General features: G+C 53.9%; 15 protein-coding genes and 1 pseudogene. 10 read left to right on the forward strand and 6 right to left on the reverse strand.

Annotated elements, in window-relative coordinates; translation table 11 throughout:
- Positions 1 to 20: 20 nt before the first annotated feature.
- The 8 genes from C4520_13305 (at position 21) to C4520_13340 (ending at position 8,076) form a co-directional block, all read left to right on the forward strand.
- Positions 21 to 1,322 carry an HlyC/CorC family transporter gene (locus tag C4520_13305; GenBank protein ID RJP19162.1) on the forward strand — a complete coding sequence of 434 codons (1,302 nt, stop codon included), beginning with the start codon at positions 21 to 23 and terminating at the stop codon, positions 1,320 to 1,322.
- Entirely contained in the window at positions 1,319 to 2,641 is a 1,323-nt protein-coding gene (locus tag C4520_13310; protein RJP19163.1) for an HlyC/CorC family transporter, read from the forward strand. Before C4520_13305 ends, C4520_13310 begins: the two co-directional genes overlap by 4 nt.
- Entirely contained in the window at positions 2,499 to 3,302 is an 804-nt protein-coding gene (locus C4520_13315) for a DUF502 domain-containing protein (protein RJP19164.1), read from the forward strand. The genes C4520_13310 and C4520_13315 overlap by 143 nt, the downstream gene beginning before the upstream one ends.
- A gap of 247 nt (positions 3,303 to 3,549) precedes the next feature.
- Positions 3,550 to 4,068, forward strand: a complete 519-nt coding sequence (locus tag C4520_13320; GenBank protein RJP19165.1) for a 50S ribosomal protein L10 — start codon at positions 3,550 to 3,552, stop codon at positions 4,066 to 4,068.
- Positions 4,069 to 4,115: 47 nt separating this feature from the next.
- Positions 4,116 to 4,493: a 50S ribosomal protein L7/L12 gene (locus C4520_13325; GenBank protein RJP19192.1), complete on the forward strand. Its 378-nt coding sequence runs from the start codon at positions 4,116 to 4,118 to the stop codon at positions 4,491 to 4,493.
- A gap of 132 nt (positions 4,494 to 4,625) precedes the next feature.
- Positions 4,626 to 6,059 carry a cysteine--tRNA ligase gene (locus C4520_13330; GenBank protein ID RJP19193.1) on the forward strand — a complete coding sequence of 478 codons (1,434 nt, stop codon included), beginning with the start codon at positions 4,626 to 4,628 and terminating at the stop codon, positions 6,057 to 6,059.
- A 153-nt stretch (positions 6,060 to 6,212) separates the two neighbouring features.
- Positions 6,213 to 7,367 (forward strand): cysteine desulfurase NifS, encoded by a 1,155-nt coding sequence (gene nifS, locus C4520_13335; GenBank protein ID RJP19166.1) that lies wholly within the window; start codon positions 6,213 to 6,215, stop codon positions 7,365 to 7,367.
- Positions 7,368 to 7,422: 55 nt separating this feature from the next.
- Positions 7,423 to 8,076 carry a hypothetical protein gene (locus C4520_13340; protein RJP19167.1) on the forward strand — a complete coding sequence of 218 codons (654 nt, stop codon included), beginning with the start codon at positions 7,423 to 7,425 and terminating at the stop codon, positions 8,074 to 8,076.
- Here C4520_13340 and C4520_13345 read toward each other — a convergent pair.
- The 5 genes from C4520_13345 to C4520_13365 all read right to left on the reverse strand — a co-directional run bounded on the left by C4520_13345 (position 8,033) and on the right by C4520_13365 (position 13,129).
- Positions 8,033 to 8,533, reverse strand: coding sequence for a hypothetical protein (locus C4520_13345; GenBank protein ID RJP19168.1), 501 nt, complete (start codon positions 8,531 to 8,533; stop codon positions 8,033 to 8,035). The two genes, C4520_13340 and C4520_13345, sit on opposite strands and share 44 nt — an antisense overlap.
- A 138-nt stretch (positions 8,534 to 8,671) precedes the next feature.
- Complete coding sequence (locus C4520_13350; GenBank protein ID RJP19169.1) at positions 8,672 to 9,217, reverse strand: protease complex subunit PrcB family protein; 546 nt, start codon at positions 9,215 to 9,217, stop codon at positions 8,672 to 8,674.
- Between the two features lie 202 nt (positions 9,218 to 9,419).
- Positions 9,420 to 10,718 (reverse strand): radical SAM protein, encoded by a 1,299-nt coding sequence (locus C4520_13355; GenBank protein RJP19170.1) that lies wholly within the window; start codon positions 10,716 to 10,718, stop codon positions 9,420 to 9,422.
- Positions 10,719 to 10,731: 13 nt separating this feature from the next.
- Complete coding sequence (locus tag C4520_13360; GenBank protein ID RJP19171.1) at positions 10,732 to 11,598, reverse strand: AEC family transporter; 867 nt, start codon at positions 11,596 to 11,598, stop codon at positions 10,732 to 10,734.
- Positions 11,599 to 11,797: 199 nt separating this feature from the next.
- The gene (locus tag C4520_13365; GenBank protein RJP19172.1) at positions 11,798 to 13,129 is read right to left on the reverse strand and encodes a replication-associated recombination protein A; all 1,332 of its coding nucleotides are present in this window, start codon (positions 13,127 to 13,129) and stop codon (positions 11,798 to 11,800) included.
- Positions 13,130 to 13,409: 280 nt separating this feature from the next.
- Between C4520_13365 and C4520_13370 the strand changes: the two genes are divergently transcribed.
- The gene (locus tag C4520_13370) at positions 13,410 to 14,513 is read left to right on the forward strand and encodes a hypothetical protein (protein ID RJP19173.1); all 1,104 of its coding nucleotides are present in this window, start codon (positions 13,410 to 13,412) and stop codon (positions 14,511 to 14,513) included.
- Between the two features lie 211 nt (positions 14,514 to 14,724).
- Positions 14,725 to 15,164, forward strand: a pseudogene (locus C4520_13375) (hypothetical protein).
- A gap of 26 nt (positions 15,165 to 15,190) precedes the next feature.
- On the opposite strand, the gene C4520_13380 reads toward C4520_13375, so the two are convergent.
- The gene (locus C4520_13380) at positions 15,191 to 15,940 is read right to left on the reverse strand and encodes a 3-oxoacyl-ACP reductase FabG (protein ID RJP19174.1); all 750 of its coding nucleotides are present in this window, start codon (positions 15,938 to 15,940) and stop codon (positions 15,191 to 15,193) included.
- Positions 15,941 to 15,948 lie beyond the last annotated feature (8 nt).

A 15,948-nucleotide genomic window follows, 5' to 3' on the forward strand; every position in this document is an offset into this window, starting at 1 on the left:
GCCCGCTCCGGGCGAACGTTTTGGATAACAACCTGCTTGACCATTCCATTCTCCTCGCAATCCTGCTCTGCCTGTCGTTCTTTTTTTCAGGTTCCGAAACAGCTCTCTTTTCTCTTCCTCGACTCGTTGTTGAAAGATTGAAGCAATCCTCCTCCAGCGGAAAACACGTGGCCAACCTGCTGGAGGAACCGAACCGGCTTCTCGTTACCATCCTTTTCGGGAACCTTACTGTAAACATCCTGATATCCGCAATCATAGGAGCATGGGTTCTCAGATTGTTTGAATCCCTCGATTATTCCGTCTACCTGGGGAGTTTTGCAGCCATCGCCATCACCACCGCGACTATCCTCTTCTTTGGAGAAGTGGCTCCGAAAACTCTCGCAATTAATAATGCAGAACGGTTCGCCGCGAAGGTGGCTTTTCCGCTGAGCCTTGCCTCGAAAATCCTGTATTTCCCTTTGCGTTTTCTGCTGACGCTTACCGATTCCGCCCTCCGGCTCTTCGGAATTCAGCAACGGCAGCGGGACGAGATGATGACGGAAGAAGAGCTGAAGACCCTCGTTGCGATGGGAGTTGAAGAGGGCGTTCTGAAATCGACCGAGCGCCTCATGATCCATCGCATCTTCGAGTTCGGCGATACGCTCGTGCGCGATGTCTTTGTGCCGCGCACCGAGATGATTCGGGTGAAATTCGATATCACGGTCGAAGAGCTCTCGCGCATTATGCGAGAGACCGGCCACTCTCGCTTCCCCGTCTATGGCAAAACCGTCGACGACATCAGGGGAATCGTGTACGCCAAGGATCTGTTCCCCTATTTCTGGCGCGGGCAGTTGAACATTCCGATATCCTTGTTCATCAGGTCGGCCTATTACGTTCCGGAAACAAAAAAAGTGCGTGATCTGCTGAGAGAATTTCAGAGCGGACATATTCATATGGCCATTGTGGTCGACGAGCATGGAGGCACCTCGGGCATCGTGACGCTCGAAGACCTGATCGAGGAGGTCGTCGGCGAGATTTTCGACGAGTACGACATCCGCAAAAAGCAGTTCGAACACCTGCCGAACGGCATTCTGCGAGTCGACGCGCGGTTGCGGTTGGACGAACTCTCGGACCTGCTGGAAACCGATATTCACGCCGCCGAGGTGGATACCGTAGGCGGCCTGATCTATGAACTGCTTGAACGAGTGCCGACGCCCGGCGAATTCGTCGAGCATGAGGGCTACCGGTTTGCGGTTGAAGATATGAAGAACCGCCGCATCAGGACCGTTCTCGTGTCTCCGCTCCCCGGCGATGGCAACGTCAACAGGAAAATCCTTTCATGATGAATTTGGCTGACATCACCCTTCTGTGCATTCTGCTCGCGACTCTGCTCGGGTCGGCATTCTTCTCCGGCATCGAGACGGGCGTAATCTCGCTGAGCAGAGTCCAACTCAGGCAGAGTGAGGAGAAAGGAGACAGACGCGCCCGCGTCATAGCCGGCTTGCTCCGCGCTCCGGAGCGCTTGCTCACGACGGTCCTGGTGGGCAATAATTTGGTAAATGTAACAGCCACCGTCGTTTTCCTGTTGTGGGCCGAACGAATGTGGGGTATCGAGCGCGCGGAATTACTGGCTCCGCTGCTGCTAACGCCGCTCATCCTGATCTTTGGAGAGATACTGCCGAAGGCGGTCTTCCGCCACAAGGCCGATACGCTCGCCGTTCTCTTTGCCGACCCGTTGAGGGTGGCCTTCATATTGTTCGCCCCGGGAGTTCACCTCCTCATGCAGATAAGCGGCCGGCTCACCCGCTTTTTGGGCGGACCCGAAAAACCTTGCCCCTTCATCGGGCGGGAAGACATTCGCCTGCTGTTCATCGAGGATGACCAAACGGGCGTCATTGAAAAAGAAGAGCGTGAAATGCTGAAAGGCGTTATCGATTTCGGCACCACTACGGTCCGGGAAATTATGGTCCCTCGCATTGACATCGTGGCCGTTCGAGACGATGCCCCCTGGGAAGAAGCATGCGAAACCTTCGAAAAATCAGGACATTCCCGCCTCCCCGTCTATCACGACAAAATAGACGATATTGTCGGAATCATCTATGTCTTCGACATCATGCGCGCCGGCGCCCTCCCCCAGGGGAAATCGATTCGCGAATTCATGAGAACCGTCGAATTCGTCCCCGAATCCAAAAAAGTGCACGATTTGCTCCACGAGTTCCGCCGCAAACAGATCTTTATGGCCATCGTGGTAGACGAATATGGCGGCACCGGCGGATTGGTCACCCTCGAAGACCTGATCGAGGAGATCTTCGGCGAAATCCATGATGAGTATGACGTGCAAAGACAGCCGGTCACCGACCTGGGCGAAGGGCTCTATGTCCTCGACGCGCGGACCCACAGGGAGGAGGCCGAAGAACTGCTCGCAACGAAGCTGACGGAAGGCGAATACGAGACCCTCGGCGGCTTTGTTCTGGAACAAATCGGCAGGATCCCCAAAAAAGGCGAAACCTTCAGGTATAATGAATTCATCGTCACCGTTCTCGATGTCACCGAGCGGGCTGTGCGGCGCGTGCAATTCCGGGTCGACCCCGAAAGCGAAGCGACATGGCGTGAAAACGGCAATTCAAGGAGAAGTTCCTTTGGAAAAAAAAGAAACAATTAAATTGAAAAGCTCAGGCTCATACTTTTCGTCAATGCGCCGGTACCTCATTACGGGCATCGTGGTTATCTTGCCTTCCGTCGTTACCATCTGGGTGCTGTGGAGCCTGTTCTCCTTCATCGATGGACTCGCGAAAAAAGTGCCCGGCCATCCATTCGATAGCATCCCCGGCGTCGGAGTCATATTCTTTTTCGCGTTTATCCTGTTCGTCGGCATGTTTGCGAGCAACGTCATCGGGAGGCGCATGATCGGCTTTGGCGAGAGCATCATGGCCAGAATCCCGTTTGCCAGTAAAATCTATAAGGCGGTTAAGCAGATCAGTTCGGCGGTTCTAGGCGGAAAGGGAACCATTTTCAACACCGTTGTGCTTGTGGAATATCCGCGCAAAGGCATCTACAGCCTCGGGTTCGTTACATCCGAGGCCGAAGGAGAAGTGCAATACATAACCGAACAGCGAGTCGTTTGCGTCTTTATCCCAACAACGCCCAACCCGACCTCAGGCCTCCTGATATTCGTGCCAAAGGAAGAATTGATCTATCTGAAAATGAACACCGAGGACGGCCTGAAGTTGGTTATTTCCGGAGGCGTGGTCAGCCCGACTTATTCCGCCGGCCCATCCCCTGCACCTGTGAAACCATTGGAAACCCCTGATCAAGTAGGGTAACATGCGGCAACGCCGTTCTTGAAAGACAAAACAGGCCGCGGGACTTGACAAAAAGTGTTCGGTGGAGTATTCTATTACCAACTTGATGTCTTAACGTCTGAGACAGAGGGTGTCCCCCCCGGGGACTTAATGAACGCCTTCCGAGACGCGGGCACCGGCTGAAAAAGAGTTTTTTCAACCTCTGCCGCTGAGGGCGGCGGGGGTTTTTTTTCTTTCGGATGAAAGTGCAAACCGAGGGAGCAGTTAGATGGCACGGCCTGAAAAAGAAAAACTGGTTGATGAATTAAAGCAGCGCCTGACGGACAGCGAAGTCTCGATCCTGACCGAATACACCGGCCTCAACGTTCAGGCGATGACCGACCTGCGCAATCAGCTGCGAAAAGCGGCGGTCGACTACCGCGTATTCAAAAACACGCTGGCACGGATCGCAGCCCAACAAACCGGATTGGAAGAAGTACTCCAGTTTATCCAGGGAGCGACGGGGTATGCATTTTCCAATGATCCGGTCGCTACGGCCAAGGTGTTGGCCGATTTCAGCAAGGCCAACCCGAATATGAAGATAAAATGCGCCGTCCTCAAGGGAAAAGTGGTTGCGGGCGAACGCGTTCAGGCAATCGCAAGCCTGCCCCCGAGAGAAGTGCTGCTGGCGCAGGTGCTGGGACAGATGAAAGCTCCTATGACGGGGCTGGTCAACGTATTGAGCGGTCCGATCAGGAATCTCATTTACGCGATCGAGGACCTGAGAAAGAAAAAGGAAGCCGCATAGGCCTTCCCCAAAAAAACCTGTAAGGAGGAACAGCAACAATGGCAAAGTTGGAAATGGACCAAATTTTGAGCGCAATCGAGGAAATGACCGTTCTCGAGCTTTCCGACCTGGTCAAAAAACTCGAAGATAAATTCGGCGTCAGCGCGGCCGCGCCCATCGCGATGGCGGCTGCACCTGCTGCAGCGCCCGCGGCTGCCGCGGAAGTCGAAGAGAAGACCGAATTCAATGTCCTGCTGAAGGAGGTCGGACCGGAAAAAATCAAGGTCATCAAGGAAGTCCGCGCACTCACCGGGCTTGGCTTGAAAGAGGCCAAAGCGGTTGTGGATGAGGCTCCAAAAATGATCAAGGAAGCCGTTTCAAAGGAAGAAGCCGAGAAGATCAAGGCGAAGCTCGCTGAAGTCGGCGCAACAGTCGATATCCAGTAAGCGACAGGCTCTGCAAATGGAATAACGGGCGGCGTTTTGCTATAGCGGTTGAATCTGCCATTCGGCCGCCCGAAGCCGATAGGCTGCTGCCGACGGATCAATCAGCCAAACCTGCCAGGGGACGACATGGCAATTTATGTCTACAATACCCTTACCCGAAAAAGAGAGCCGCTGGAGCCGATCGAGAAGGGCAGGATCGGCATGTACACCTGCGGCCCTACCGTCTATAACTTCATCCATATCGGCAACGCCCGCGTGTTCGTTTTCTTCGATGTCGTCCGCCGCTATCTTCAATATCGGGGCTATATCGTCAGATACGTACAAAATCTTACCGATGTTGAAGACAAGATAATCAAACGGGCCAACGAAGAAGGAGTCTCCGCGGCAGAAATCGCTGAGAAATATACCCGCTCTTACTTCGAAGATGCCGATGCGCTCGGCATCCAGCGGGCTGACTACCATCCCCGCGCAACCGATTTCATCCCCGAAATGATATCCCTCATCGAGAAGCTCCTCAAGGAGGGATACGCCTACCAGGTGAACGGCGACGTCTATTTCGAAATCAAGAAGTTCAAGGATTACGGCCGCCTCTCGCAACAGAATCTCGATGAATTGATGGAAGGCGTGCGTATCGAGGTCGATTCCCGTCTGCGCCACCCGCTCGATTTTGCCCTCTGGAAATCCGCCAAACCCGGCGAGCCCAGTTGGGATAGCCCCTGGGGCAAGGGCAGGCCGGGCTGGCACATCGAGTGCTCGGCCATGTCCAGCAAATACCTCGGCAACGAATTCGATATCCATTGCGGCGGGCACGACCTGATCTTTCCCCACCATGAAAACGAAATCGCCCAAAGCCGCGCCGCAACCGGGAAGAATTTTGCCCGCGTCTGGCTGCACAACGGCTACCTCAATATCAGCGGACAGAAGATGTCAAAATCTCTCGGGAACATCACGCTCGTCCGCGACCTGCTTCAGAATGCCGCTCCCGAGGCCATTCGCCATTTCCTGCTGTCGGCTCACTATCGACGCCCTCTTGATTTTGAGGAAGGCTCGCTCTCTGAATCGGAATCCTCTCTGCAGAGAGTCTACCTTGCGCTCGCCAAGGCCGAACGGCAGGCCCGATTGCTCGAAAAACGGAAAGAAAGCCTTCGGGCCGAAATCCCCGTCGATGACCTGCATAACCAATTGACGACGGAATTCGAGGAGGCAATGGACGACGACTTCAATACTCCCCGCGCTATAGCCGCTTTCTTTAATATGGTGAAAGGCCTGAACAAAATTCTTGATGGGCCGGATGCCTGGAAATGCTCTGCTGAAGACCTGCGGAAACTGGTCAACCGGACCAAAGAGCTCGGCGCCGTGCTTGGCCTGTTCCAGAAATCCTTTGCCGGCGCCGATTCGGCTCTCGCCGAAAAGCTCCTCGACTTGCTCATAAGCCTGCGGGCAGAGGCCCGCGAGCGGAAGGATTACCAACTGGCCGATTCGATTCGGGCCCGGCTCGACTCGATCGGCATTGTCATCGAAGATACCCCCGACGGCACTTTCTGGCGCGCAAAGGAAGTCGGGTGACTCGCCCGGAGAACCGGGAAATGATATAATATTTGAGGACCCGCCCTCCAAGATGCGCGGGCGCTTCTTTTTCTGTGTGAGGTATCTTCGCCGCCCGTGCGATGTGGTAATGCCGCATTATTAACAAGAATGAATTGATAAGGAACCTGCCGAATGAAGCGAATATATCTTGATCATAATGCTACCGCTCCTATCAACCCGGACGTTCTCAAGGCGATGCTTCCTTTCTTCGACCAGTATTTCGGCAACCCTTCGAGCGTCCACAGCTTTGGCCGAGAGGCGAATGAAGCCGTCACAAAAGCGCGAGAGCAGGTTGCCACTCTGATCGGGGTCGAGCCTGCACAAATCGTCTTTACCAGCGGGGGCACTGAATCCGATAACTTCGCCATCAAAGGCATCGCATATGCGAACGAAAGAAAAGGCAAGCATATTATCACCTCCCAGATCGAGCACCCCGCCGTCCTGAGCACGTGCAAGTTCCTCGAAAAACGAGGTTTCGAGGTCACCTACCTGAAAGTCGATAAGTATGGAAAAGTGGACCTGGATCAATTGCGCGATTCGATCCGCGACGACACCACCCTCATTTCAATCATGCACGGAAATAACGAGATCGGCACGATCCAGGACATCGATCAGATCGGAAAAATCGCGGCTGAAAAGGGAATATATTATCATACCGACGCTGTCCAAACGTGCGGCAAAATTCCCGTCGACGTCTCCACTTCGAATGTCACCCTGCTCTCGATGTCAGGCCACAAGATATACGGCCCAAAAGGAGTCGGCGCCCTCTTTATCAAAAAAGGCACCCGAATCCTCCCGCAGCAGCACGGCGGGCATCACGAGTCAAATCGTCGCGCCGGCACCGAAAACGTTCCCGGTATCGTCGGCTTGGGAAAAGCTTGCCAACTTGCGCAGAAATCCATGACCGGCAATTATCGGAAACTGGTCGACCTGCGCGACCGCCTGCAAAACGAACTCAGCGCACGCATAGAAGACACCATTGTCAATGGTCATCCGACCGACCGCCTGCCAAATACGCTTAATATGTGTTTCAGGTATGTCGAGGGAGAATCAATGATCATGATGCTCGATATGAAAGGGGTCGCCGTCTCAAGCGGGTCGGCTTGTACCTCGGGCTCCCTCGATCCCTCGCACGTGCTGCTTGCCATCGGCCTTTCTCATGAAATCGCCCACGGCTCCCTCAGGTTCTCTCTTGGAGTCGAGAACACGCGAGAAGATATCGATTATGTCGCCGAAGTGCTGCCTGAAATCGTACAGCGGTTGAGAAAAATGTCGGCCCTGACATAGTCTCGATTCACCGGTTCTTTCTGCCGCCTCCAACATTCCGACAAGGGGGACCCTTATGAAGATTCCATTTCTTGCCTTTCTTGCGATTCTTATCATTTTCCCGACACGCACCGCGGCAGACGAGGAGGATGTTTCTTTACCCCCTGAGAAGATTCACCTGATTTATGAGGCGCTTCTGCCGCCCGAAGGTGAGCATCAAAACAAAGAGCCCGCAAAGTCCGCCGCCGCAAAACAGTCCGTTCGGGAAATCGCGCCGGCCAACCGGGTTGTGCATCTGCTGGAAAAGAAAGGCATTATCCTTCAGGGACAGTCGGGCCAGTGGAGTTTCCGGTACAAAGATCACCAGGTTTTCCTGGTTCTGGACGGCGAGAATGTCCGCCTTCTTGCTCCCGTCGCCCATTTGGAACAGCTTCGCTCAATGAAAGGCTTCGAGGAGCTGTCCCTTTATGCAAGAATGCTGAAGGCGAATTACGTCACGACGGCAGAGGCTCGTTATTGCCTGAACCGGGATGTAATCTGGCTGGTCGTCGTCCAACCTGGCGCGACGACCACCGAGCAGGATCTGTTCAGTCGGCTCGACACACTGGTCAGCTTGACCGAACAGACGCTCCGAGAGAAGGCCGTTGCTTCAAAAAGCGGCGACACCGCGGATGCGCTAAAGACGACTACCGATCACCAAGTTCCAACAACAGATATTCCCAATCCATAAGGACCGATAAATCGCCAAATGGCAGCGTCTCGCATCGCAGCCGGTTCTGATACTTCTCCAGGCACATCCCAAACCTGCTCTCGTACAGGCTGATCCGGTGCTCGATCAGCACTGTCGGGAAACTGGAATAGTCAATCACCCGCTCCCACTCGCCCTCGCGAAGAAACAACTTTAACTTCCCGCTTTCGGGCCGGCTGGACGCCCTGCAATGTTCAATCTCAAACTCCATCATCTCGTAAACGGACGTGTCCAGCCGCGAAACTCCCCTCAAATTAATATGATAATGTGCCCTTCGCTCGATTTTCCCGAATTCGCGAACATGCGAGTGATACGTGATTTCATCGATGAGCCCGTTCGGCCATTTATAGTACAGTTGAACCGCAATTTCCTCATGGAATCCGATCTTTCCCGCCTTGATCGCGTACTGCGTGATCCAGGTTGGAATCCTCAATGCCATGTCTCTCCTTCCTGCCGGACAGCCCCGGAACCGAATGGAGAATCAGCATGCACTTCATCAAGAATTCGTACACTCTTCTCATCCGTCAATCGGCCGCACATTCACCGCACGTCGTCTAAAACGCCCATGAAATGCACGTCAGAAATCGTCGTGCGCCTCCAGTTCGAGTCTGAACTCGATTTCCTGGTCCGTCTTCGGGATGAGGACAGCGTCATACGGATAAACGATCACCTGAGGGTACAGGCGGCTTGGATCCGGCTCGGTCTGTACGGCATGAACCACTACCTTGCCGGCTTCTTTTCCCGCACGGGTAATCTTGATCGAATGGCCCGGATTCGGTTTCTGTCCCAAAAAAATCGCTACCAGGGTATACTCCTCGAAATCGATCTCGGGCGCAGGCCGAAAACTGTGTTGCGCCCAAAAATCCGTCCACTCCTCCTGCGTCCGTACTACCAGCCAGCCCATCGGGACGTTCGAAGGCCGGATGCCATTGAGTATCATCGGCCTCAGCTCGAAGAATTCTCCCTCCTGAGTGGAATTCCCCGGCCCCCCCGTGGCGCATCCCTGCGCAATCAGCAGCCATAAAAGAAGCACTACGAGGTTCTGGGTAACGTTCGATCGGACATAATGGCTCATTCCCCACCTCTCATTCGCTGTCCCCCAATATCGTTTTTGTCCAGCCATCGTTTTCCTAATTGTGTCATCCTTCTCCCCGGATCGGCATGGGTCCTATACTCTAACTTTTACGCTCCTCCACCCGTCCGACAGGTCAGGCCTGTCCGATGGAAAATATAGGGACAGAGACCATATTTAAATCGTTATTAGATTTTAGTAATCATAAATAAAACCAATGGCTCCGTCTCCAGCGTCCCAGTTTCCCAGCCCCTTACGGCTCATTGTGCGCGAGCGTCCAGTTCGAATGGCGCGAGCAGGCCTCGCGCAGATACTCCTCGATCCACTCCCTAACATCGCCGCTGCAATAAAACCGAGGCTCCATCAGCGGATCGTCCGGCGCAATCACTCCCTCACGCACCGCGATATCGGCGAGATCCGTGTGCGGCATGATCCGTATACCCGCGCAGAAATCAAGCAGGAACGGATTCAGCGGCTCCAGAAACCTGATTGTTTCCTCGACCGTCTCTCTGTTCTCGCCCGGGCCGCCGATCAGCAGCGAGAGAATGTAATTCATCTCCATTTCCTCGAGCGAACCGATGGCTGCAGCAAGCTGATCCTTCGTGAACCCTTTCCGCAAAGTCTTAAGCATCTTGTCCGAACATGAATCACAGCCGAGCGAAATCAGGATACAACCGGCCTCGCGCATGTGAGAAAGCAAATGCCGGTCGATGAAGGCGGGATGAAACGAAGCAACCCAGCGAATCCCCAAGTCTCGGCGCTTGATAGCTTCGCATACTGCTTGCGCATGTTCGGCAGGACAATTGAATATGGGATCGGAAAAGTAGGCCATGCTGATCCCATCATCCTTTTGCATGATTTCAAGCTCGTCGGCCACCCGCTCCGGCGATTTCATCCGCCAGCGCCGCCCCAGCGTAAAGGGACTATCGCAGTACAGGCAATTGAAAGCGCAGCCTTGCTTCACCACAATGTTGGCAAGCCCGCGCTCGAAGGCATATCGCTCGTTATCGAACAGGTCGCGACGCGGCAGTCGCAGGGCATCCAGGTTCTCGATGAACTTCATTGGATTTGAACGAACTGCCTCATGCTCCCGCCACACGAGCCCGGGGATGTCGCTCCAGTCTTTTTTGGCCTCCAACCGCTCGACAAGCTCGGAAAAGGCGATCTCACCTTCGCCGGCTATCCCGAAATCGGCTTTCAAATAGGCAAGAACGGCCTGCGGACTAACTGTGAAGGCAGGTCCGCCAATCACGATAACTGCACTGCAGTGCCGGCGGCACAGTTCAATCAGCGCCTTTGCCTCCGGCAGGAAATATTCGCTGTACAAGGAAGACTGGTTATCCAGATTGCGAATCGAGATCGCTATCAGGTCCGGCCGATAATCGGATAACGTTTCTCGCAATTCCTTTTCGGGCTCATCAAGGAACATCAGGTCAAGCACCCGGATTTGATGGCTTCCCTCATCGATCTGCGCTATAACGCTCGCCAGACCCAATGGCATCGGCGGCATTACCCGCTTCAATCTGTTCGACGAGATAAACAGTATCTTCACAATATCCTCCGGTTTATGTGGCAAAGAAAAGATACAGCGGCGTCACCACGACGCTCAACAACGTCCCAATCACTATCGCGGAAGCGACCGCGTCCGGATCGGCAGCATATTTCTGAGCGAGCACCACGTTAAAGACCGCGGGCGGCATCAGTGAATCAAGAAAAATAACCTTGCGACTCAATCCCCCGATCCCGAAAAGCAACACAAAAAGAACTGCAATCAGGAAGCCGCCGCCCATCCTGATGCTTACTCCCGCTACCGCGTGGCGCACCGAGCGCACGCGCAAGCTGTGAAGCTGAATCCCCAGCGCGAGAATCATCAGCGGGATAGCCACATTCGCCAGCATCTCAACCGGCGTGAAGAGAAAGGAGGGAAGCTGCACCCGAAACAGCGATGAGACAAGTCCCGCGAGCGCGGCATAAATCAGAGGAAGCCTGAAAATCTCCTGGAACCCGCCGCGCCCTTTTGCAATGAAAACACCGATCGAATAGTGCAGCAGCGCCACCGTAACGTAGAAAATTATCGCCATGTCGAACCCGGGAGCGCCGAAGGCCAACAGCGAAAACGGCAGCGCCATGTTTCCCGAATTCATGAACATCGCCGGCAGAAAAAGACCCCGTGATCGGATCGCCGCCGCCCGCTGATACAACTCCATCAGCACAGCCGTTCCGAATATTATCGCGGCAGCGGCTCCGCCCATAACAAGCCAGTCGGCGGCAACTATCTCCCGTTTTGCAATCGAAACATACACCAGACACGGACTGGTTATATTCACCACCAGTTCCGACAGCGTTTTCGTGTCCAGATGTGTGAACCGCGCGAGAAGGTATCCGAGCGCGATTATGGCAAATACGGGAAAAACTACTTCGATGATGAGCAATCTGTGCTCCGGAGATGAAAGATACTATTTAGATAAGCCTTCCTTTTCCGATCACTCAAAAGCCGGACTACGTGAATAAGCGTGCACATGGTAGCATATGGCCCGCCAAAAATTTAACGAGCAGGAGTATCCATCTATCGCAAAAAAATTTCGGAATCTTAAGCACGCCGACTCCGCGATCTCCCAGTTAATGCTGTGCTCAAGTCTCATTTTCTTCCTGCTCCCGCTTCCGTAATTCTCCCAGCCTCTTCTTTATTTCGACTTCTTCACCCTGATCCGATGGCCGGTAAAACTGCTTATCCGGCGGGCCGTACACCTGCTTCACATAATGCCCGGGATAGTCGTGCGCATACTTGTAGTTTTTGCCGTGACCGAACCGCTTCGCGCCCGGATAATTAGCATCGCGCAAATGCTTGGGAACAGGGAAAAGCGGCTGCTCGCGAACGTGCTTTCGCGCTTCCTCCACAGCCATGTAACTCGCGTTGCTCTTCGGAGCGCACGCAACGTAAATCGTTGCCTGCGCCAGCGGAATCTGGGCTTCCGGCAACCCGACGAATTCGCTCGCCTGCATCGCCGCCGTCGCAACCACGAGCGCCTGCGGGTCTGCGTTGCCCACGTCTTCCGCCGCGCAAATCACAATGCGCCGCGCTATGAACCGAATGTCTTCGCCCGCCTCGAGCATCTTCGCAAACCAATATATGGCCGCGTCCGGGTCCGACCCGCGCATGCTCTTGATGAAAGCCGAGATGGTGTCATAATGTTCGTCCCCCGTGCCGTCATACACAATCGCCTTGCGCTGGATCGATTCCTCCGCCGTCTCGAGCGTAATATGGATAACACCTTCCGCATCCGGCGACGTGGTCACCGCGGCTATCTCGAGGGCCGTCAAAACGCGCCGGCCGTCGCCCTCGGCCGCAGTCAGCCAGTGGGCCCGGGCCTCGTCCGTCAGCTCTATGTTCATGTTACCCAAACCGCGCTCCTTGTCAGTGAGCGCGCGGTCGAGAAGGGCGCTCAAATGCTCGGGTCTCAGTGGCTCAAACTTGAATATCTGCGAGCGTGAGACCAGCGGCGCGGTCACCGCAAAGAACGGGTTTTGAGTGGTCGCCCCGATGAAGGTGATCGTGCCCTCCTCGACGTCCGGTAAGAGCGCGTCCTGCTGCGCGCGATTGAACCGGTGGATCTCGTCGACAAACACAATCGTCTTTCGGCCCGACGACAGCATCCGCTGGCGCGCACCATCAATCAACTGGCGTAAATCGGCGACGCCCGACGTGACTGCGTTCAGCCGCTGGAATGAAGCGCGGGAAGTGTTTGCGATTATCCGCGCAAGCGCCGTCTTGCCCGTGCCCGGAGGACCATAGAATATCGCGGTCGAGAGCCGGTCGCCCTCGATCTGACGCCTCAACAGCTTCCCCTCGCCAAGCAACTGTTCCTGCCCGACAAACTCATCGAGCGTCCTCGGCGCCATCCGCCACGCAAGCGGGGCATTCTTCTGGCTCAGCCGCTTCTGTTCTTCATCAAACAGCTCCACGGCGCTCCTTGCATAAATTGAGTATCATAAAGCATCTATACAACTTCCTATTCGCATTATACCACCCGCCGAAGACCGCACGCAATCCGTTGTGGCGCGCTTTTGGTGTCAATCGAAAGTCGTTGCGTTCCATTCCTGATCACGACCGCGTGGACCCAAGACGTTCGTCATTCCCGCTCCGCCTGCGGCGCTGCAACCACGAAATTGACGAATCGGGTCGCAATGATATAATATCGCCGGAAACGATTCTTGTATCCCGAAAGATCGCTGTTTCTCTAAAATGAAGGAAGATCTGATGACCGGACGAGAACGGATTCTTACCGCACTGGCTCGCAGGCAGCCCGACCGGGTGCCGGTATTCGAGTTGGCGTATAACGAGCCGAGCATTATCGGCATAGCCAGACATTTCACCGACAAGCTTCCTCCTCTTAAACCCGCCAGTGAAATGAGCCCCGAGGAGCTGTTCCAGATTTTCGACGCGCTCGTTTGCTTTATCGAGGAACTCGATATCGAGGGCTTAACCACCCGCGTGCTCGAACACCTGGAACCTTTGGGCAATGGCTACTGCAGAAACTCGTGGGGCGTTGTGGTGAAGGCCAACCCATTCGGACTGGCTTTCCCGATGGAGGGCCCGATCAAGTCGCCGTCTGACCTGAGGAACTATAGCCTGCCGAAAGTGGACCCGGATATCGACCTGATGATGCTGAGCATGGCAAAGGCGCGGCTGGGCTCAAAGCGCTCAATCGTCTTTGCAACACACGACTGTTTCGGCCCAAGTTGGAGGCTGCGGGGAAGCCTGGAAAGGCTGCTCATCGATTACTTCGAATATCCGCAACTCGCGCACGACCTGGCGCGGATGACGGTCGAGCATCATAAGGAACTGGTAAGTGCGGCAATCGAAGCCGGCGCGGACGCAATCGTGCTCGAAGACGACCTTGCCTTCAATACGAACACGCTGATGTCGCCGGCCCAGTTCGACGAGTTCATCGGACCCTATCAAAAGGAAGTCGTTGACCTCGCGCATCAAAAAGGCGCCAAAGTCATCAAACATTCCGACGGCAATCTCTGGCCGATCCTCGATCGCCTCATCGCCAACGGATTCGACGGTATTCATCCGCTCCAGCCGCAGGCGGGAATGGACCTGAAACGGGTGAAGACTTACTGCGGCGACAGAGTCTGCCTCCTCGGCAATATCGATTGCATCGATCTCCTGCCCTCCGGTACAGAAGAGGAAGTCGAGCAGGCCGTGAAACAGGCGATCGCGGATGCGGCTCCGGGTGGCGGCTACATCATCACCTCGTCAAATACCATCCATCCCGGCTGCAAACCCGAAAACTACATCGCCATGGTGCGCGCCGCCCGAAAATACGGCGTTTATTGCTGACCGTGGGCTCTGAGTCGATTGCATTTCTGCAGAGCCTGCCATATCATAAGGAACATCAATGAACAGGCCCAGTGAACGGAAATGATTGATAAGGTTGTCAAAAAACTTGATTTAAAAAGTGGTTCGTCAAAAAGGGAAGCCCTCGCCTACTGGCTCAGTAAGACTCCGCGAGAAAGTATCGCCGCTATTGAAATCCTGAGAAAACAACACCATGGAAGCTCAGTAAGACTTCAAAGTTGCTCGCGTTAATCAGCAAACACAATGAGTACATCATCCGGGGCCTATGCGCTGGGGTTTCATGGAGTGCCCCGATTTACCGGCGACCTGGACATCTTTGTGAAGCCGGAGCCCGTTAATGCAAATAGAATCATGCAGGTCCTGCGCGAGTTTGGCTTCGGGTCGGTTGGCCTCACAGCAGCGGATTTTGAGATGAAAGACAGGGTCATCCAACTCGGATTCCCGCCAATCAGAATTGATATTCTAACATCCATTACCGGGGTCTCGTGGGAACAGGCGAGATCCGGCAGAGTAATCGGTTCCTTCGGAGATTTGAATGTCCCCTACATCGGGCGACATGATCTCGTATCTAATAAAAAAGCCTTAGGCCGAAAACAGGACCTTGCCGACCTTGAGGCAATTGGAAAAGATTGAACGCCGGTCCGACCCTTCTGCCGCTTCTATTTTAAAATAAATCCTCCGTCCACCATAAGTGTTTGCCCGGTGATATTTCTGGAATCGTCCGACGCAAGAAAGAGCACAACATTGGCAATATCTTCCGGAAGGTTAATCCTTTTCAAAGGTATTTTGGCTGAGAGTTTTCTCAACTCGTCGGCTGACTTGATAAATGGCAACATCTGTGTCTTCGTAAAGCCCGGAGCTATGCAGTTCACCCTTACATACGGAGCCAATGTCAGAGCAGTAGATTGAGTAAGGTAAATTATCGCTGTCTTTGATAAACCATAAACGATACCGTGCCCTTTTTTCGGCATGAATGCCGCATTTGAAGAAATATTAATTATTATTCCGCGCTTCTGCTTTACCATTTGCTTTCCAGCGAATTGAGAGCAGAAAAAAGCGCTCTTGAGATTGGTGTCTATTACTTTATCGAAGAGTTCCTCGCTGCAATCGAAAAAGCCCTCCCGGAGGTATACCGACGCATTATTAACCAGAACATCGATTTTCTTGTATTTCTTGATGATCTGATCCACCATCGATAAGGCTTCATCAGGTTTGGAAATGTCCGCCCTTATCAGATAAGCTTCTGATCCTTTACTTTCAATCGCTTCTTTGAGATTTAAAGCTTCCTTATGATGACCCAAATAATTGATAACTATCTTTGCTCCGTGTTCTGCAAAACTTAATGAGATAGCATTACCTATCCCTTGAGAAGCTCCGGTTATGAGCGCCACTTTGCCATGTAATTTCATGTTATTGT

This window comes from Candidatus Abyssobacteria bacterium SURF_5, from assembly GCA_003598085.1.
Taxonomy (GTDB): Bacteria; Abyssobacteria; SURF-5; order SURF-5; family SURF-5; genus SURF-5.

Coding starts and splice junctions, on each gene's coding strand:
- C4520_13315 (RJP19164.1), top strand. CDS start 2,499: ATGAATTCATCGTCACCGTTCTCGATGTCACCGAGCGGGCTGTGCGGC.
- C4520_13380 (RJP19174.1), bottom strand. CDS start 15,940: ATGAAATTACATGGCAAAGTGGCGCTCATAACCGGAGCTTCTCAAGGG.
- C4520_13350 (RJP19169.1), bottom strand. CDS start 9,217: ATGGCTGGACAAAAACGATATTGGGGGACAGCGAATGAGAGGTGGGGA.
- C4520_13370 (RJP19173.1), top strand. CDS start 13,410: ATGAAGGAAGATCTGATGACCGGACGAGAACGGATTCTTACCGCACTG.
- nifS (RJP19166.1), top strand. CDS start 6,213: ATGAAGCGAATATATCTTGATCATAATGCTACCGCTCCTATCAACCCG.
- C4520_13340 (RJP19167.1), top strand. CDS start 7,423: ATGAAGATTCCATTTCTTGCCTTTCTTGCGATTCTTATCATTTTCCCG.
- C4520_13320 (RJP19165.1), top strand. CDS start 3,550: ATGGCACGGCCTGAAAAAGAAAAACTGGTTGATGAATTAAAGCAGCGC.
- C4520_13310 (RJP19163.1), top strand. CDS start 1,319: ATGATGAATTTGGCTGACATCACCCTTCTGTGCATTCTGCTCGCGACT.
- C4520_13345 (RJP19168.1), bottom strand. CDS start 8,533: ATGGCATTGAGGATTCCAACCTGGATCACGCAGTACGCGATCAAGGCG.